The organism is Streptomyces sp. NPDC001549 (assembly GCF_042894025.1).
Lineage (GTDB): Bacteria > Actinomycetota > Actinomycetes > Streptomycetales > Streptomycetaceae > Streptomyces > Streptomyces kutzneri.
The window spans coordinates 273,345-293,357 of the sequence record NZ_JBIAVJ010000008.1 but is presented as its reverse complement, the minus strand read 5'-3'; the positions used below and the strand labels follow the sequence as shown (position 1 = coordinate 293,357).

The 20,013-nt window shown below is 71.5% G+C and carries 6 protein-coding genes; 1 reads left to right on the top strand and 5 read right to left on the bottom strand.

The window, feature by feature from the left end:
• The first annotated feature begins 2 nt into the window (after window positions 1–2).
• A complete protein-coding gene (locus tag ACFY04_RS16755; RefSeq protein ID WP_389117297.1) occupies window positions 3–11,318 on the top strand; it encodes a LysM peptidoglycan-binding domain-containing protein in 11,316 nt (3,771 codons plus the stop codon).
• Between the two features lie 136 nt (window positions 11,319–11,454).
• Here the strand turns inward: ACFY04_RS16755 and ACFY04_RS16750 are convergent, their stop codons facing one another.
• From ACFY04_RS16750 to ACFY04_RS16730, 5 genes are all read right to left on the bottom strand, one after another.
• A complete protein-coding gene (locus tag ACFY04_RS16750) occupies window positions 11,455–12,531 on the bottom strand; it encodes a ferritin-like protein (protein WP_389117295.1) in 1,077 nt (358 codons plus the stop codon).
• Between the two features lie 45 nt (window positions 12,532–12,576).
• Complete coding sequence (locus ACFY04_RS16745) at window positions 12,577–13,077, bottom strand: hypothetical protein (protein ID WP_389117293.1); 501 nt, start codon at window positions 13,075–13,077, stop codon at window positions 12,577–12,579.
• A 395-nt stretch (window positions 13,078–13,472) separates the two neighbouring features.
• Window positions 13,473–14,645, bottom strand: coding sequence for a serine hydrolase domain-containing protein (locus tag ACFY04_RS16740; RefSeq protein WP_389117292.1), 1,173 nt, complete (start codon window positions 14,643–14,645; stop codon window positions 13,473–13,475).
• 26 nt (window positions 14,646–14,671) lie between these two features.
• Window positions 14,672–16,237 carry an alpha/beta fold hydrolase gene (locus ACFY04_RS16735; protein ID WP_389117290.1) on the bottom strand — a complete coding sequence of 522 codons (1,566 nt, stop codon included), beginning with the start codon at window positions 16,235–16,237 and terminating at the stop codon, window positions 14,672–14,674.
• A gap of 202 nt (window positions 16,238–16,439) precedes the next feature.
• Complete coding sequence (locus ACFY04_RS16730) at window positions 16,440–19,814, bottom strand: CHAT domain-containing protein (protein ID WP_389117382.1); 3,375 nt, start codon at window positions 19,812–19,814, stop codon at window positions 16,440–16,442.
• Window positions 19,815–20,013: the final 199 nt, after the last annotated feature.

Below are 20,013 nucleotides of genomic sequence, written 5' to 3'. Positions count from 1 at the left end.
GCATGTCAGTGGACGGTGTCCATGACGCCTTCCGGATCGCCGCGTCGACCGGATGGCTGACCGGCGACGCGCCCGCCGGGCTCGCGGACCTGCTCGCCTCTCTCGGTGTCGACCGGCTCGGGATCCGCGACGGACAGGCCGCGAGCGGGCCGGACAGCACTTCTCTCACGGGTACCACGGAGTACCTCCACACCGTCTGGACGATGCGGCTCACCAGCACTCCGCAGCCCGGCGCCGACCGGGCGGCCCTCGTGCTGGAGCTCAACAGCACGGAAGGGACCTGGACGTTCAAAAAGGCGTTCGGCACACTGCCGGACAGCAGGCGTCCGGCGGGGGACCCCGGCGGGGGCCTGGATGTCGGGGAGAGCGTGCTCGGACCGCTGATCCTCGAAGAGCCATGCGTGTACGCCGCGAACGAGCCGACCGGCACGGTGCGGCGGCTGTCCGGAACCCTCCTGATGCGCGGCAGCCCGTCGGTGCCCGGCAGCGACATCCTCGCCCCGTACGCGGACTTCCTCGGCGACCGGCTCTACGTCGACGGGCCCATGTCCCCCGCGCCCGCGCCGGTGTTCCTCGACCTCCGCGCAGTCGCGCCGGGTGTGCGTGTGACACTCGCCCAGCTGGAGCTCTCGGCAGTCGGCCTTGTCCTGACCACCGATTTCCCCGACCCCTGCTCGGTGCCCGACCAGGGGGCGCGGCGGTCGGCCGTCCTCCTGTTCGCCGACGTGACGCTGCCGACCGATCCGGCGGAAGTCGCCACCCTCACCGGCCCGCTGCTCTTCGGTGACCACGTGTGGCCGCTCTCCGTCGGGTTCGAACCCCCGCTCGGGCTGGAACAGGGGATCCAGGCGCTGCTCGCGATGACCGGAGGCAGCGGGTCGGACTTCACGCTGCCACCCGGCATCGCACCGGTCAACGCGTTCGGCCTCGCGAACCTCGGGTTCGGCGTGGTGCCGGTCGAGCTCGGCGACCCCGGCCTGTCGTACGCCGCGGTCGACATCCGGTCGAAGGAGCCGTGGGACCCGCCGATGCCCTACCTGACCCTGGACCGGGTCGGCACCAGCTGGGCGTTCAGCTTCGACACGCCGGGCCGGCCGCTGGTCACGGGCAAGGTCTACGGGACCATGCGGTTCGGCCAGAAGAAGGCATCGTCGCTCGGCGCGGCCGCGCCCCATGCCGAACGCGTGGCGCGTGGCCTCCTGCCGCGCACCGGCCTGGACGACGTCGTCATCACGGTCGAGCTGTCGCTCCCCGACCTCGGGTTCTCGGCGTACAACGTGCAGCCGTTCGACATCCCGATCGCGCAGGCGCTCGCCGCGTTCCTCGGTAGGGACGGTACGCCGATCGGCGCCGACCTCACCGTCGAGTCGCTGAGCATCAATGCCTCCCTGCTGCGAAAGGACCTCACGGCAGGCCTGACAGTGAGCGGTGACTGGTCCATCAAGGCCGGACGCGTCACCCTCGCCCTGACCGGCCTGGAGCTGCAGATCCACGTCCTGCAGAACAGCCTCTCCGGCATGCTCGTGGGAAAGGGCGAGATCGCGGTACCCGACTCCGCCCCGATCGAACTGCTCGCCCGGGCACAGTACCCGGGCACCGGTGCGTGGGAGTTCGGCGCGATCATGGCCGGTGCGGTGGACCTGCCACGTCTGGTCTACGGCCTGCTGGGCCAGGAGCCACCCGCCTGGGTGAACGAGCTCCAGTTCGAACTCGCCGACCTGAGCGTCCAGTACAGCACGGCTGCGGGCAACCCGTACTCCGCTGCCGGCACCCTGCGGGTGCGGGTCGGCGAAGAACTCCTGGGCATGACAATCCAGTTGCAGCTCTCCGCGACCATCGACCGGGCGCTGCGCACCACGCCCGCAGACGAACACCTGGCGATCGCGCTGCGCGACACCGCGCTGGTGGATCCGCTCACGGTGCTGACCGGAAGCCTGTCCGGGACCTTCACGATCAACAAGTTCGAGGTCACCGCCTCGGTGTCGGTCACCGATGCCGGCAAGGACTACACCTTCGAAATCGCCTACCGCGACGTCTCCCTGAGCGCGGCGACGTCCTGGACCGGCGAGGGGGGCGACCGGCACCAGATCCTCACCATCCGTCTCACCGGCACGCTCGGCGAGCTGATCACGGACCTCGTCTCGCTCGTCAACCCCCATGCGACCTTCCGGCTCGACCCGCCCTGGGACTTCCTCAACAGCATCGACCTCACCGGTCTGGAGCTGACGATCGACCCCGCCAAGCAGAAGGTCGCCGTCAAGCACGACCTGAAGCTGGACCTCGGATTCGTCAAGATCCAGTCCATCGGCCTGAGTTACGACCGTTCGACCGGAAGTCCTGCGGTGAACATCGAGCTCGACGCCCAGCTGCTCGGCGACACCGCCGCCAAGCCGCTGACGTGGGATCCGGTCACCCAGGCGCCTCCCCAACCCGCAGGCCTGGGGCAGAAGCTGTTCTCCCTGCGCTACCTCGGTCTGGGCCAGCACGTCTCGGTGAAGGGCCTCACCCGCTACACGAGCATCTCCGATGTCGTCGACGCGATGGTCGCGGCGATGCGCCCGGTCGATCCCGCCTCCGGCAAGCCGCCGATCGACCCGGCGACGATGGTGTTCGACGCCTCCAGCCAGTGGCTGTTCGGGATCGACGCGACGTTCATGGACACGGTCGCGGTCAAGCTGGTGATGCACGACCCGGACCTGTACGGCATCCTGCTGGCGCTGCGCGGGGCGCAGGCCGGCTCGCTCGCCGGGCTGAACGTCGAGCTGCTGTACAAGAAGGTCACCGACGACATCGGCGTCTTCCACGCACGGCTGCAGATCCCCGACGCCTACCGGCAGTTGCAGTTCGGCGCGGTGTCCGTGACGCTCGGCGTGATCACCGTCGACATCTTCGCCAACGGCAACTTCCGCATCGACCTCGGATTCCCGACGGGCCACGACTTCACCAACTCGTTCGCACTCGAGGCCGGCATCTTCAACGGCCGGGGCGGCATCTACTTCGGCGTGCTGAACGGCGCCACCTCCAGCCGGGTTCCGCGCATCATCGACGGGACGTTCAGCCCGGTCCTCGAACTCGGGGTGGGGCTGTCCATCGGCGTCGGGCGCACCTTCCAACGCGGGCCGCTGAAGGCCGACATGTCCGTCAACCTCGTGGTGATCTTCGAGGGCGTGCTGGCGTGGTTCCACCCGGACGAGGGCGGCAGAAGCACCGAGCTCTACTACGCGTGCCGGGGCACGGTCGGCATCGTCGGCAAGCTGTACGCGACGGTCGACTTCAAGGTCGTCCGGATCGAAGTCAACCTGCAGATCTCCGCGATGGCGACCGTCGAGCTGGCCGCTCACCGGGCGACCGTCGTTGCGCTGAACGTCTCGGTGCGGGCCAGCGCCAGTGTGAAGATCCTGTTCGTCAAGGTCTCGTTCTCGTTCTCACTGACACTGGAGACCTCATTCACGATCGGCTCCGACAGCACGCCGCCGTGGCGGCTCGCCCCCGGCACCGCCCGCCGCAGCCTCACGGCCCCGAGCGCTCCCGCGGTGTTCGTGGAGGCCGAACAGCCGCCGTACCGGCTGCACTTCGACCCGGACGCGCACGTCTTCCCCGACGGCCGGCCGAGAACCGCGCACCTCACGCTCGTTCCCGGTTACACCATCGCGAACGTCCCGGTCGACTGGACCGGCCGGACGCCGCCGCCGAACGACGAGCCCGACCACCGCCTCGTCGTCATGCTGCTCGCCGACAACGCCGTCCCGGTGGACGCGGTCACCATCGCCCGGACCGAGCGGCCCGACGTATCGCGCAACGCGCGCGCGGACGGACCCGCCGACACGTCGTTCAACCGGCTCGCCGAAGGCCTGCTGCGCTGGTCGATCGACGCGCTCGGCGTCACCTCGCCCACCGTCACGCTCGGCGAACTGCTGGAGCTGGTGGAACAGCTGGCCTTGGCCGAGGCCGAGAACGTGGGCTTCACCTGGGCCAACATCCAGGGGTTCCTGGCCAACAACCTCCACCTCGTGGTCAGTGGCACCCCGGCGGGCGACACCCCGGACGACGTCTCGGGAACCCCGTTCCCGATGATCCCGGTGCTGAAGTGGACCTCGACCGGTCTGCCCGACCCGGCGGACAAGGACCGTGACTTCGCGGCCTACCGGCAGATCGACGCGACGTACGAGGCCGGGGCGCTCGCCTACTTCGCCGAACTGGACCCGGTCCCGCCGGGCGAGCGCCCCTCCTCCCGCGCCGGGGCGGACGAGCCCAGCGAGTCCATGGCGACGTTCGTGCTGCGCGACTACCTCCGCATGGTCGCCCGCGCCGGCGCGCAGGCCGCCGTGAACCTGCTGACCGCGTTCCCCCACGAGGTGACGGAGACGGACTCGCTCCGGTCCATCGCGGCGGGATTCGGGCCGACCACCACGCCGCACGTGGTCGCCACCCGGGACACCACGGACCACATCGCCTCGGCCCTCGGCGTCTCGACCGCCGAGCTGTCGGCGCTGAACCCCGGTCTGCCGGACCGGCTGGCCGCCGCCCGAGCCGGCGACACGCTGACGGTCGCCCTCGGCGTCACACCGCAGTCGATCGCCGTCGCCAACCCCGACTGGCCCGTCGTCGCGGACACCGCGGTCACCCTCGGCACGCTGCCGGTGCAGCTCGGCGCGAGCCAGACGCTCGGTCAACTGGCCGACACCTACCAGGCCGACCCGACCACGCTGCTCGACCACCTGCGCGACACCACGCCGCTGCTGCGCGCCGGTGCGACCGTGCCGCTGCCCGGGTTCGTCCACACCGGGCTGTCCGTCGACGACACGGCGGCGGTCTTCTACGTCCGGCTCGGGCTGACACTTCCGGACGACGTGCCGCTCGCGGACTGGTACCAGCAGGCGATCGACCGGCTCGGCGGCAACCCGGGACACCCCCTGCCCCCGACCCTCCTCGTGCCCGACGGCTACCAGAGCACCACCACCATCACCTGGACCACCCTGCCGGGCGACACCGTCCTCGATGTCGCCGCGTACGCCGCGCTGATCCAGAACGTCGTCCCCGGCACGCCGTTCGCCGACTGGCTCGAGGCCGTACGCACGGCGAACGAGCCCGCGGACCCGGACGGCGTCCGCCTTCCGGCCGACGCCGCGGCCGTGGTCCTGCCGAACGACACGCTCCGCTCGCTCCAGGAGCGGCTCCTGCTCCCCGCTGCGCGGTTCGACGCCTACGCCGCCGCGGCGGACGCGCTCGTCGCGCTGGTGACCGTCGACGTGCCCGGCGCGGTCGGCACGACGACCTGCGGCCTCACCCTGCTGACGCTGGCTCAGAAGTACGGGCTCGGGCTCGAGGACCTCGCCGAGCGGATCGCCGACGACACGGGCGTGCTGGCCACCCGGGAGAACCGGCTCACCGTGCCCGGCGTACCCGAAATGGCGCTGGACGAACTCGTCGCCGCGATGCACGACGGCGCGGCGATGGCCACCGTGAGCGGCCAGGTCGCGCGGTTCATGCTGGGCGGGCTGCGCCTGCCCGCGCCGGTCCCGGTAGACGGTACGTACCGCGCCGTCGGTCCGATGACCGGCGGCTACGAGCTGATCGGCCAGCAGGTCACCGGCCCGCCGCCCCCGGCCGAGTCCGAGGACCCGGTCGTGACGATCACCGTCGCCAAGGCAGTGGCCGCCGACTGGCTGACCTTCGCCGGATCGGAGGTACACGAGGGCGTGATCCGGCTCGATGCCGCCGAGGCCGGCCACGCGGTCATCTCGATCACCGCCGCCGACCTGCGGGACAACTACCCCGCGGCCGGACTGGCGCCGGTGGTCGAGAGCCCGCTCGCGGCCCTGCCGTTGTCGCACGGGATCGGCACGCGCCCCGCCCTCGCGCAGATGATCCCGTGGCAGACGACCACGACCGTCCGGCTGCCCGTCGCCCCCTCGGGGCCGCCCTCGCTGTGGCCGCTGCCGAGCGACCTGATCGCACGTGCCGGGTCGGACCGCAGCAGCTCGGAGTTCCTGCTGGAGCAGACGACGCCGCAGACCGGCGCGGACGCCCGCTACACGGAGCTCGGCTCCTACGCGTGGGCGACGCTGGTCTCCTTCGCCGTCCGCCGCATCCCGGGCCTCGCGGGGACGGTCGAGGTACTCGGCGCGGACACCGCTGACCGGCAGCGGATCGCGCAGATCCTGGAGTACCTGCGGGCCATCCCCGAGAAGCCGGCGACCGGCGCCTACCCGCCGGCGCCGCCCGGCGAGAGCCTGCTGCTCACCCCGCTCTGGCAGCTTCCGCCGTCACCGGGCCTCACCCCGGGCCTGACCTCGACACCGCTCGACGCCGACCGGACCTTCATCGTCCAGACCAACCTGTCCACCGAGACGCGCAGCGGCCCCACGTCCCAGGACGCCACATCGGGGCAGCACTTCGCGGCCATCGCCGACGGCGAACGGTTCCTCACACTGCTGTGGGAGTGCAGTGTCGTCGGCGGTGGCGGCTACTGGATGCAGTACCGCGGCGAGGTGCCCGACTCGATCTTCGACCAGGACGGGCACACCCGGCTGTCGCTGCTGGTCCAGCTCTCGTCGCAGTGCGGCGCGGAACCGGACCGGCACCTGTACGCGTTCACCGACGTCGCCGTGGTCGGCGACGGGGTGGACCCGGCCTCGGTCGCACTCTCGGCACGCGCGGTGAACCCGCCCGAGCTGCGGCCGGTCGCCTCGGTCACCCCCGGTCAGGTCGGATTCACCGCGCGGTTCGCCAACCCGCTGGCCGACGACACGCCGCAGGGCCGGCTGCGCCGCCTGTACGGGCTGCTCGGCTTCCAGCTGGACCGGACGCAATGGTTCCGTGGCAGCGTCGAGGGCCGGGCGGTGTCACCGAAGCCGGCTGACGGAACGGACGAACTCGGGCTCCTGGCACCGGGCGAGGCTGCCGAGGAGGTCTGGGACCTCACCCGGATCATCGACATCAGCCGGTTCGCCGCCCAGCGTGCCGAGGCCGTCCCCACCGCCCCGCCCCCGGACGCCGACCCGTACGCCGGCATCGCCGCAGGCGCGCGGACCCAGGTCTCGGTGTGGTTCGAGGACGTGTTCGGCAACCGGTCGGGCACCCCGGACCAGACCGCCGTGCCCGTCCGGTACACCGACCCGGTCATCGGCGTCGGCGCCTGGCCGTCGACCACCCTGCGGTACGGCGTCGCCCCGGCCGGCGACCTGGCCGAGCTGGCCGTCGCCGTCGACTTGCAGACCATCGCCTACCAGCCGGGCGCAGCCGAGGCCGGCGGGTCGGCCGCCGCCGCGGCGGAGCGCGACCAAAGCCGCCTGGTGCCGGTCTACTACCAGGTCAGCCAGCCTGATGTCCGGGCCGTGCTGCTCACCTCGCTGCAGCAGCAACCCGGTTCGGACGCCACCCCGCTCGCCCTCGACGTGAACGTGCTGCGCCGGTACGTCATCGGCGCGCACGCGCTGCTCGGCTCGCTCGCGACGATCGGCCCCGCACCGGCCACGGGCGCCACGACCCTCGACGCCGTCTGCACCGCGTACGGGGTCGGCTTCGACGACCTGGGCGGCGCGAACGCGGACACGGCCATCAGCGCCATGCTCGACGCCGACGAACTCGTCGTACCGGTGAGCGCCGCGTTCCGCAACGGCGACACGATCGCCGGACTGTGTCACGCCGTCGACCCCCCGCTCGACCCGGAGCAGGTGCTGCTCGACGAGGACAACACCGTCCTGCCGCTGAACCCGGCCGTCGAGCTCGTCACACCGCCGCGCGACGCGGTCGTGCCGCCCGACTCGCCGCCGGCCGATGAGCTCGCGGCTGCCCTGCGCTGCTCCCTCAGGACGCTCGTGACGGCCAATCAGGAGCGCGCGGGTCTGCTCACCCCGGGGTTCGTCTTCGAGTGCGCGGGCGCCAAGGTCCAGGTCGCGTTCGACCGGCCGGCCAGCGAGGCGACACTGGCGGGCGTCACGTCGGCGTTCCAGGGAATGGGTGTCCCGTTCGATGCGACGCAGGTGGTGTCACTGAACGCGGACAAGCCAGGCATGTTCCGCGCGGGTGCCTCCCTCGAGGTCGCGGGCTACCTCGTCGAGGGCGGCGACACCCTGCGCGACAACCGGGAAGGCCTGACACCCGAGCAACTCGCGCCGCTGAACACCGCGACCGTCGACCTTTTCACCCCGGGCACCCCGGTCTTGCTCGCCACGACACCGACACCGGTGCCGCAGGGTGACACGCTCGGGCAGTTCGCCGCAGTCAACGGCACCACCACCGGCGCGCTGCTGCGGCACAACGGCTCGGTCGAGGTTCTGGCCGACTCACCGCCGGCCGTACCCGGGACATGGGCGTGGCCGGCCGATCCGGACGCCCTGCGGGTGCCGTACACCGTCCGCGAGGGTGACTCGCTCGACGGCATCGCCGCACACTTCCCCGGCGCCGACCTGATCGTGGTCAACGCCGAGATGCCGGGGACCATCGCGTCCGATGTCACCGTCACGGTCGGGGGCGAGACCGTAACGACGACCGCGTACGCCTCGTTCGCCGAGGTCTGCGCCCTGTTCAGTCCGCCGATCGACCTCGCCGCGCTCGCCGACGCCATCGGAGAGCGGACCGACGTGCCGGCGACCGGAGCGCTGCTGGTCTGCCCGCCCGGCGTGCTCCCCGGGCAGCCCGCGGCGGTCGGAGTGACTCCGCAGGCGGCAGCCCAGCCGTTCGGCGTCACCGCGCTCGCGCTGCTCGCCGCGAACGCCGGCACGCCGGGCCTCCTGCTGCCCGGACAGGTGCTGCGCGCACGGCAGCCCGGCACGGACGGCACCGTGCCCACCGAGACCACCGCCGCGTCCGACACGCTCACCGCCGTGGTCGCGCGGTTCCACCGGCGCGGCGTGGTGACCGGCGTGGACGCAATCGTCGCGGCGAACGCCGGCACCGGGTTCCTGCGGGCCGGTGCCCGTGTGGTCGTCCCGCCGGCCACCGCCCTGCTCACCGGCCGGTTGGGGGAGTCGACGCCGGACGGCGTGCAGTGGTCGTTCCCCGAACCCGTCTTCCCGGTCACCGTGGCGCTGGAACTCTCCCGCGAGCCCGAGCTGGTCGATCCGGCCCTCGCCGCGACCGCCACCCGCGACCGGACCGTCGTCCCCGCCGCCCGGGGCGCCGACCCGGCCCAGGACGGCGCGCTCACCCTGGCGGCGTTCGCCGAACAGGTCCAGCGCGCGGTGCCGGTCCTGCGGCTGGCGACGGCGCCGGGCCGTACGTCCGACACCGACGTCTGGGCGGTCGTCTTCGACGCCGAGGGCATCGAGCGCGTCCGCATCGAGCCCCCGTGCGAGATCGCCGGCACCCGGCAGCCGCGCGCCTTCGCCCTGCGCCCGCTGAGCACCACGCTCATGGCGCGCCGGCACGTGACCACGTCCGGGTTCGACGTCCACACCGGGGAGCTGACCGAGGGCCAGGTCAGCGACTACCAGGGCATCGACCTCGAGGTGTGGGCCCGGGCCTTCCTCGCCGACGCCGAGCTGCTGCTGTCGGCCGCGTACGTCCAAGGTGCGTACGCGCTGCGCCGGGACGTGCTCGACGGGATCATCGGCGTCAAGAAGACGCTCGCCGCGGCAGTGGCGGAGGGTCTGCACTACGTCCTCGCCGGGGAGGCGCCGGACGCCGGACCCGATCCCAAGCGGGCGGCGGCAGTCGAACGGCTGCGCCAGGAGCTGCTCGTCTCGCTGACCCGCGGCTACGCGACCTCGGCCGTCGTCCAGTACGACACCAGCGCGTCGTCCCCCTGGGCCGCCCCGTACGCAAGGCTGTCCGGCAACCCGGTCGTCGACTACCGGGACGTCCCTGCACACCTGCGGACCGTGACGGTGTCGAACGGCAAGGTCTCGCTCGCCGACGGCGACTCGCAGATCAGCTTCCTGATCACCGTCCCCGACGTGGCCGCGCACGCCGCGCTCGACCTCACCCTCGACTTCGCGGGCGTCGAGCTCGAGTTCGGGATCGAGCGGGAGGTGGAAGGCTACGAGCGGTCCGACTGGCTCACCTTCGTCACACCGCTCGCCTCCGGCTCACCGCCCGCCCTGGACTTCGACCTCGGCGCTCCGCGCGTGCCGGTCCCGCTGCGCGCATACCCGCCGATGCCGATCCTGCTCGATCAGCACGCCGACGTCCCCACCAGGGCCGACGGGCTCGGCGACGCGCTGTACTGGAAGTACCGGTTCTCGGTGCAGCACCAGTCGGCCGAGCAGGACACCGTCGAACTCCGGGTCGCCTTCAACCAGTCCGCCGGTACGGCCGTCGCAGCAGCCGACGACCTGTTCGCCGCCCTGGCCCAGTACACCGCGGTGTCCGCCCCGATGCTCGGCCTGCTCGCCGGGCTGACCGACTGGGAGCACGCCGACGCCGACCGGCGCACCGCCCTGGCCAACGCCCTGGGCACGTACCGGACGCTCGCCTCCGCTGTCGCGGACGCCTGGGCCGCGCACTGGGAGAATGGTGTCGCTCCCTCGCCGACGCTCGCGGCCGCGTCCGCCGACGGGCCGGTCCCGGACATCTACCGATACGCGTTCGGCCTCGACGCCCAGGACGGCTGGTACACGACCCTGAGGCTGACCCGCACCGTGGAGAGGGGACCCGGCGGCGTGGGGTGGCCGGAGTCCGTGTGCGTCATCGTGGACGGCAAGCGCCACGAGCTGGAGCCCGCCGACCCGGAACTGTGCGGGTGCACGGCCGCCTTCGCCGACGCCGAGCACTGCCGGTGCTTCGTCTTTCCGCTCCCCGTCGAGGCCTTCGCTCTGCTCACGTTCGAGCTGACGTTCCCGCCCGTGCACATCGCCGCCTACCAGAACGCGTCGGCCCACACCCGGGTGACACGCAACGCGCGGCTGCTCGGCGAGGGCTGGCCGGACACCGAGCCGGCCTTCGTCTACCGGACGCCGGAGGTCGGCCACTCCGAGCCGGTCGTGCCGTTCATCGACATCACCGGTGCCATCCCCATCGGCCCTTGGGATCCGCACGGCGACAATCCGCTCGGGCCGATGTTCGGTGTGGTCTTCGACGGTGACCCGGCCGGCCGGACGGTCGCGATCGGGGCACGGTACGCATACACCCTTGTCGCCGGCGCCCCGCCGGTGTCGGCGCTGCTGCCGGTCGTGCAGTCGACCGTCGGAACGTACGACACGACAACGGTCCCGACGCTCACGCAGGCACTCGTCGAGTGGAGCGAGCGCGAGCAGCCCGCAACGGAGGGCGGGGCCTGGGCCTTCCGGGTCAGCCTCTACTCCTCCGTCGACCGGTCACTCCGACGGCCGGTGTTGCAGCTCAAGCGCCTGTCGTCCGAGCTATGGGACCGCTGAGTCGTGTGACCGGGGGCGTCCGAGCGGGACGGCGTACTGCCGACGCTGTTCGTCACCCTGTGTAGTTTACCGTCGGGTTTGCGCACGGAACGTCAGCGGCGGGCGTGTCTCTCCTCAGCGGCGCATCGGTGTTCGATCAGGCTGGGATGTACAGGAACTCGGGCCCGTATGTCTGCCCGCTCCCGTCCGGCAGCTCGTGACGCATCAGCGCCCGGGCAGGGCTCGCCAAGCTCCGCATCTTCGCTTCGGCTTCGTCGAAGGCGTCGGTCGCTTCCTGCGGATCATCCGTCTGCCATGCCTTCTCCAGCCATCCCAGCAGTTCGCTGTAGCGCTGGTTGAATTTCGTGAGGAGCGCCCGCACCTCGGCGTCGGGGAGGTACTTCGGCTCCTGTGCCCAGCCTCCCTTGGGCACGGTCCCCATCCGGTGGGCCTCAGGCATCACGATGGGATCGCCCTCGTAGGCCCACCCCTCGGGAGCCGTCGGCACCTCGACCAGCTTCCTGCCTTGCAGGATCTGGCGGAACGCGTAGTAGTGGGCGAGTTCGCCCTCCGTGCCGAAGTAGCGGTTCCTCGGTGAGCTGTGGCTTCCCTCACCCTGCTCCATGATGACCTGGATGGCATCGTCCACTGCCCTCGGTGTGGAGAGCGGGACCAGGCTGTTTCCCAGGCCGTGAGCGTTCTCCATCTCCTTCTCGACCTGTCTGCGGCCTGTGATCAGGTCGGCGTTCTTCTTGAACGCTTGCCGGACGGCGCTGTAGAAGGCCCCGATCGACGTACTGGGTTCCTCGAATTCGGCGACGGGGTCTTCGGGACGTTCGATCTGGCAGTACATGTCGAGGGAAGCGGGGGTCAGACCGCTGAGGGATACGCGGAGTTGGGGCCGCACGCCCCCGGGAAGGGGGCCGGGATACCTCGGAACCAGGTCGGGGTGGGCGATCCTCGGGGACCCGCCGATGGTGGTGAGCATGTTGCATGCCAACCCCATGTGCGACATCTCGTCCATGACGATCGCCAAGATGGCATCGTGGACGGTCCTGTCCCCCACCGGATCCTTGATCGACCAAAGACCGCACAGATACGGAGGGAGGGTCGCGAGCTCCAGCATGATCGCCTGCTGCAAGGCGTCCTGCAGCCACCTTCCGTTTCGCCGCATCTCGGGTTGGCCCATCAAGGCGACGATCGCCTTGCTCTCATAGGCGAGAGTCTGGGTCAAGGGACGCTCCTTCCCATCCTGGTCTCATCACGGGGGATGGCCGATTCAGTGCAGTTGCCGGACACCGGTCGCGTCACGGACGAAGACCGAGCGGGTGTCCGTGGCGCGGTAGCGTTCCTTGAGGCTGAAGGGGGCCGGCGTGCCGGACACTGGGGTGTCGGGCTCCTCCACGTACAGGACATAGGTCTTCGTGGTGTCGGTCTCGCTGTCGAGCTGCAGCCAGCCCATGCAGCCGGCGGCCGGGAAGGTGCCGGCTGCCGTAATGGTCACAGCGGTCGTCGTCTGGCTGAAGGTGTAGGCCGCCGTGCCGAGTTCGAGCCGTTTGCGGGCGCCGTCCTTCCAGCGTCTGAACAGCTGGATCCATTCGTCCGGCCACGGCCCGCCGTGGCCGACCGGCGGCATGCCGTCCTTCAGGCGGTCCTGGATGTCGTCGGCCTCGGCCACCACGGCGTCGTAGTCCCAGAGGTCGAAGCTGGACATCATGTGGTCGCGGTCGATGGCGCGGAACATGGGTCGGATGTGGAGCTCGAAGACGGGGGTGCGCATGCTAGCCGTACACCTCCATCAGCACGTCCCTCAGCTTCACTGCCGTGACGGGTTCCGTCGGCGGCTGAGGACGGGGCGTATCGAACCGGCAGGGGATGTACTGGAGCGTCACCATAGGGTCCTCGGCTGCATCGGGTGTGGACTTGAGCACTGATGTCACGTCGAAGCGGACGATGGAGGTGTCCAGGAACCCGCGGGATTCGCCACCGACCGCGCGCACAGGATTCCGAGGACGTGGATGCAGTCGACCAGTTGTGCGGAACGCAGCGCGTTGGTGTCCTGCCGGTTCTCGACCACCGCTTCCTCCGTTCCCGGCCGAAGGTAGAGCAGGCGGTGACGCACGCGAGGGAATCAGCCCGAATGTGGGCGCGCCGCCGTTCCGCGCGGCGCGATGACTATCGCATGGTCGGATCCCGGCCTGTCCATATATCCATCAGCTGGTTGGCCGCACGGAAATTGTCGGGCGAATCCACGTTGCACACGACGGTTACGGCAGTCTTGCGGTCCGGGCTCACCTTGAAGGTGCTGTGAAATCCCTCCCAGTCGCCGCGATGCACCAGGCTCTTGTCGGGGAGAAGGAGGATTCCGGCCCCGTACCGGCCTTCCTCGATGCCGCGCCCGCGCAGGACGTCGCCCACACTCACCGCTCCCTCGGTGACTCCGGTGAGCAGTTCCGTTCCCCCTATGCGACCGGTGCGGTAATGGTCGGCCCAGCGGACGAATTCTCCGGGGGTGGTCTGGACGGAGCCGTCTCCGTACTGTTTCCAGGGGGAGGAATTGAGGCTGAAGGAGCCGTCCTTCTCGTCGTACGACTTCGCCTTTCCGGGAAGGTCCACCGCCGGGGACAAAGTCATGCGCAGGTGCAGTGGGGTGAAGAATTCCTGTTGGAGGAAGGCCGGGAACGGCTTGCCGGTGACCTTCTCGACGACATGCGCCCGGAGGACGTAGTTGGAGTTGGAGTAGGAGAAGCGCTTGCCCGGCGGGTCTTCCGGCTGCGAGGCGAGGATGGCCGCGATCGCTTCCTTCTGGCCGGCCGGATCCGTCAGCCCGATGCCCTTGGCCTCCAGCAGGTCCTGGTAGTCGGTGATGCCGCTGGTGTGACGCATCAGGTCGCCCAGCGTGACGTCCCGCGTCCAGGCGGGCGGGTCGTCGAGGAATGCGGACAGGGGGTCGTTCAGCGCGAGTTGGTGCCGCCCGGCCAGCAGAAGGACGGCGTCCGCGGTGAATTGCTTGGAGTTGGATGCCATGTCGAAGACCGTCTTCAGGGTGATGGTGCGCCCTGTCGTCAGATCGGCTTTCCCTCTCCCCGCTTCCCAGACAACACTTCCCCGTTCGCCGACGGCTGCCGCACAGCCCGGGCCCTCAGGAGAAGGCACCAACTCCTGGAGCACCTCTGCGCTGCGCTTCCCGCGGTCGTCACCGGTCGCGTATGCCTGCGGCTGTGCGGCACCGGCCAGCACCGTCTCCCCTTGCGCGCCCGCGGGCGCCGCGAGCAGGCCGGTGACGAGGATTGCGGTCGCCGCCGCGGCCGACCCGGAGCGCAACCGTCGTACGTGTGGGCGTGACATCTGCCCTCCTGGTCACTTCGGGCGGGTCACTTCGGGGTGATCGTGAACGGTCCCCACCCGAGGCCCGCCACGCATCCGGTGTCGGGCGCGGTCGGACGGGTGAGGAAGGACGCCAGCACCTTCTGGCCGCAGGGCGACTGCGGGACCACCCAGTGGCCGATGCCGGGGATCTGCACGGTGGTCGACCGGGGCAGCGTGCGGGCCGTCTTCTGCGCCCAGCTCGCCCCGGTCTTCATGTCGCCCGTCCCGTTGACGAAGAGCGTCGGCACCGAGCTGACGGGCGGCACCCGCATCGTGGCGGTGCGGTCCGGGACGTTCCAGACACGGCACACCTGGTCCTGGAAGGCCAGTTGAGGCGCCTGCGCCAGGACCGGGTCCGGCCAGTCGGGGAAGGCCCGGCGGCCCGCGTTCAGCACGTCGGACGCCGAGTGGTCCGGCACCCACTCGCTGCACACCACCGAATTCGTCAGACCATGGGCGGTCTGGCCGACGACCTGGACCGAGCCGGCGGCGCGGGCCCGGGCGAAGCGCTCCGGACGTCCGCGGGCGAGTTCGTCGATCGCCGCCGGGACGTCGGCGAACGGGATCGCCTTGGCGACCAGCAGGTTCACCAGCGCGCCGCCGTCGAGGACGACCTTCACCGGGTCTCCGCCCTGCGGCGGGCGGACGTTCAGCGTCAGCGGATGGGCTTCCAGCTTGCGCACCTGCTCGTTCAGGGTGCGCTCGAGGTCCGGGTAGCGGCTCTTGCAGCGGGGCTCCGCCGCGCAGGCCTGGTAGAGGTGGTCGAGACCCTCCTGGGCGCCGGCCCAGGCGAAGGGCAGGGAGACGGACTGCGAAGGGGCGATGGAGTCGAGCGCCACCGCGCGGATCCCCTGGGGGTGCAGGCGCAGGTAGGTCATGGCCAGGTTGCTGCCGTAGGAATGGCCGTAGACGTTCCACTGCTTGATGCCGAGCGCCGTGCGCAGGTCGGCGAAGTCGGCAGCGTTCTCGGTGCTGTTGTAGGCGCTCAGGTCGTTTCCGTCGGCCGTCAGGCGGGCCCGGCACTGCTTCACCGCGTCGAGCATGAGCCGCTCCGTCCGCGGTGCGTAGGAGGGGAGCCCGACGGACGTGGCGTAGAAGCGGTCCAGCTCCGGGCAGGCGAGGTCGGGCTCGTCGTAGAGATTGCCGCGCTGGGCCATGACGATCAGCTCGCGGTCCCGGTTCAGGCCGGAGGAGACGAGGAACGGGATGTCGTCGAAGGTCTCGCCACCGGGGCCGCCCGACATGAACACCACGGGGTCCTGGGCGGGCTTCGCCGAGGCGGCCGGGATGACCGCCACGGCCAGCCGGATGGTCCGGCCGCCGGGACGGGCACGGTTCTCGGGTACCTCCAGGAATCCGCACCGGGCGGTGGCCAGCGCCTCGATCGGCTCGGGCGTCCTGGGGCACGGACCGGGCACGAAGCGTGACGCGACGACCCTGCCGGGGCCCGGGATGCCGCTGGTACCGGTGTGGGCTGGTACGGCGCCCGCCGCACTCGGGGCCGGTGCCGTCAGGAGGCCCAGAGCGACCCCGGCCGCCGCAGCCCCGATACGGAAGCTGTGCTCTGCCATACGACCCCGTTCCTCCACCGGTCAACGGCTGCCCCTCAGGGCCACACCGCGGCGATATGGACGGAACTCACGTATTTCGACGCTAGCAGGCGGTCCGGCCACCCGCACACGGGCCGACGGCGGCCGCCCCGGCCGGCCTTCTCCGGCAAGGTTCGCGGCCTTCCTCACTCTCGGCCGGATGCCCCCTGGCGCACCGGCGCCCTCACCCCGTGGTGGCCGGCCCCGGATGGCCCTGGTGGATGAAGGCGGCCCAGGTCGCCGGGCGGTGCAGGTCCGGGCCACGGGTCAGCTCGTCGAGGAGGCTGCCGCTGAGCGACCCCGGGTTCTGCCGCTCCGGGTCGAGCATCCACATCTGGGCGGCATGGAGCGCGTCGACCGGGCTCATGCCCTCGACGGTCAGGTAGTGGTGGAACACCGCCATCATCAGCGCCGCGGCCGAGTCCCGAGTGGCCCAGCGGGAACCCACCACATCCCGTGCGCCGCTCGCCACGAAGGCGGTGGTCAGGGTGAGCGCCTCGTCGTGGTCGCGCTTGCTCAGGTCCGTCTCGCAGGCACTGAGCACGACCAACGGCCCGTCCGGGGCATCCTGTTCGTCCATCGGGCGGTCGAGCAGGCGTGAGACGGTCAGGAGGTCGGTGGGCCGGCCTTCCTCCGGTCCGTCTCCGTCCGGTCCTTCTCCGTCGGGTGCCAGGCGCAGCGCGGAGGTCGTCGGGTTGGTGCCGGCCGAGCCGTGGCACGCCACGTGGAGCAGGGACGGGGCACCGGCGAGTGCGTCGAGGAGGTCGCCCGGAGTGCCGGCCGCCGTGGGCTCGGCGGGCGGTTCGTAGAACGCCCCGTACAGGCGCGCCTGCGGGTACAGGGCCTGCTGGAGCGCCGCCACCTCCAGCTCCGCGTACGGCAGGCTCATGGTGGGGTCCGACACCAGGACGGGAGCGGCGGCCGGGGCGCGGCGGGCACGCCGGACCGTGTTCAGGAACTGGCTGCCGGACGCCGCGTAGCTGATGATCATGATCTGGCAGACGTAGTCACTGGGGGCCTCGGCGGGCAGGCGGGCCGCGTGCCAGGGCACGATGCCGAGGCGGCCGCAGGGCACCAGCACGATCCTGGGCGGGCCGGGGCGGTCCTTGCGCCGGTTCTCGTTCTCGGCGAGCCGTTCCACGATGCCGCTGATCACCGGGATGATCACCGCGTCCGTCGCCCAGTCGCAGAGACCGGACAGAGCGTCCTCCCAGGTCTGCGCGGCGGCCGGGGCGCCGGGCCGTTCCTGGTAGGCGGACGCGGCGTCGAGGTACCGCTCCAGGGGGCCGCTCTGCTCTCCGGACAGGAGGGGCAGTGCCCGTACTCCGGTGCCGGTGTCCGGGCCCACGACCACCGCCATGCCCGGCGTGTCGCCCTCGCCCGCGAGCAGGTAGACCAGCGCGTCCGCGTTGCCTTCGGCCACCCCGGCCTTGAGCTCGTCGACCGTGGGGGTGCGGAAGAGGACACCGCCCGGCTCCCGTGCGCCCAGGGCCTCCAGCGCGCGGCGCCGTAGGGAGCTGGGCAGTTCCCAGGGGAGCGTGTCGGGTGCCGCGCCGCTGCCGGCTCCGGTACCGGGTCCGGCTGCGTCTCGTGCGCGTTCCGCCGCCCGCCATTCGCCCGCGAGGTCGTGGTGGCCGCGGGACTCCAGCAGTTCGGGCACGGCCCGGGACGTGGACGCCGCTCGCAGCACCAGGGCCCTGCCCAGTTCGAGCGCGGCGACCGCATCCTCGACCCGGCCCTGGGAGGCGGCCCAGATCGCGGCCCGCATCCCGCGGTCGGCCCCGGACCGGGCGGCCAGCAAGCCGTGGTCGGAGCCGGCCTGCAGGACGACCTCACCGGCGAGCGCCTGCAGCGATTCCAGGGCCGCGTCCGTAGAGGCGTCCCGGTCCGCCGGGTCCTGGGTGCGGCCCAGGCGGCGGCGGTAGTTCTCCGCGAGCTGCCACAGGGCGGGGGCCGCGAGCTGCGGCGCCCGGCCCTGCCGGGTGTCGTCGCGGACCTGCTCCAGTCCGCTGATCGCGGCGTCCAGATCGGCGGGGTCCTGGGTGGTGGAGTGCCGGAGGGTTGCCGTCAGGGCAGCGAGGTAACGGGTGCCGGTCGCGGCGCCCGGGGCCGGCGGAGCAGGGTCGGGCATGAGGCCGGGGGTGTCGCCCAGCACGGCCCGCGCGGCCCGGAGCGCTTCGCGGAGCGCCACGACCTGCTCCTGGGGGAACCAGGGTTCCGTCGTGGGCCCGCTTGCGAGGGCGGATTCCTGCAGTGCCAGGCCACGCACGAGCGTCTCGGTGTCGCCGGTGCGCTCGGCCGTCGAAACGAGTGTGGTGCCGTGGAGGAGCTCCACCAGCCATCGGAAGGGGCTCTCCGGGAGCACCTCACGTTCGAGAGCCTCCACCTCGCCCACCAGCCTCAGGTACTCCTCCTCGTTCTCCGCCTCCTGCGCCGCGGACATTCTGGTGAGCAGTTCGTGCGCGCGGAGCCCGACGGTGAGGTCGGCCGCTCCGGGATCCCCGGCCGTCCACTGCCTGAAGTGCTCGACGACCGAGTCGATCTGCCCGTGGGCCTCGCCGCTGTCCGCCCGGCTGCCCCCGAGCGGTCCGGCCGTCTGCAGCACCAGGCGCATCAGGTTCTCGATCTCGGCGGCCCGGCCGTGCCCCGTGGGCAGGCTGTCGAGCTGCCCTCCCATCCGGTGCAGAAGCCGGTTGAGGGACTCGGGATCGCCGGTTTGCAGGGCCTCCGGCAGGCCGAGCATGGCGGCGAGCCACGCGCTGGTGACGGTCGTGTCGGCCTCGGACTCCGGCTGCGGTTCCCGGCCGACGGCCCCCGGGACGGACGGCGCACGCGATTCGGCCGGGGCAGCCGGCCCAGCCGGGGCAGCCGGGTCAGGCAGGGTGGTGATGAGGTGCAGCATGGTCCGCATCTGCTCGCCGAACGGCAGGTCGGGGGGCAGCATGGCCAGCAGCGTCTCGGGGTCGGAGAGGTCGGTCTCCACCATGTACGCCAGCACGTCCTGCATCTGCCCCAGCCGGGAGTGCAGTTCCGGCGGCACCGGCAGCTGCCCGACCTCGGCGGCCAGCGCGGCCATCCGGGCCGCCTCGGCGGCGGCCCCTTCGGGACCGGCCGCCATCGCCCGGTCGAAGACGGACCAGAAGTCGGGGGGTGCCCCCGCCGGGCGGCCGGGCTCCGTATGAGCCGACACCATCATCAGGAACATCGCCGCCCACTGCCTGCCGTCCTCCGTCATCCGCTCCCCGGCGGGCGTCGTCCGGTCCCGTACCTCCTCCAGCAGACGCCGGGCCCGGTCCGGGTCGTCCGGTGTGCCGCGCCCGGTGGCGTGGCGCTGGGCGAGCAGGCCCCCGAGCACCAGGGTGACCCTGCCGAGCAGTTCCGTGTCGTGGCCCAGGAGGGGCCGCAGTTGCGAGAGTTCGGCGACGGAGCCCTCGTACTCCTCCGCGGACACCGCGTCGCCCTCGCCGTCGTGTCCCATCAGCCGGGCGGCGCGTTCGGCCGCCTCGTCGGCCCAGGCCCGAAGTGCCCGCACCCCGCCGCTCTCCCCGTCCTCCGCCATGTCCCCCACGACCCCGTCCGCCTCGGTGATTCCATCCGGTCGTTCCCGCGGCCCATCATGGCCGCACCGCGCTCCCGTCGTACCCGATCGTGGTCAACTCGCCCCTCCCGACCGGAAATCGACCGGCCGCCACCCCGACAGCGCCCACGGCACCCCCGTTCCCGGGCCCCGATGGGCGACAACGGGGCAGACATCGGGC

Bases quoted from the DNA above. Each gene is read 5' to 3' on its own strand.
- ACFY04_RS16740 (WP_389117292.1), bottom strand. From the start codon at position 14,645: ATGTCACGCCCACACGTACGACGGTTGCGCTCCGGGTCGGCCGCGGCG.
- ACFY04_RS16730 (WP_389117382.1), bottom strand. From the start codon at position 19,814: ATGGCGGAGGACGGGGAGAGCGGCGGGGTGCGGGCACTTCGGGCCTGG.
- ACFY04_RS16735 (WP_389117290.1), bottom strand. From the start codon at position 16,237: ATGGCAGAGCACAGCTTCCGTATCGGGGCTGCGGCGGCCGGGGTCGCT.
- ACFY04_RS16745 (WP_389117293.1), bottom strand. From the start codon at position 13,077: ATGCGCACCCCCGTCTTCGAGCTCCACATCCGACCCATGTTCCGCGCC.
- ACFY04_RS16755 (WP_389117297.1), top strand. From the start codon at position 3: ATGTCAGTGGACGGTGTCCATGACGCCTTCCGGATCGCCGCGTCGACC.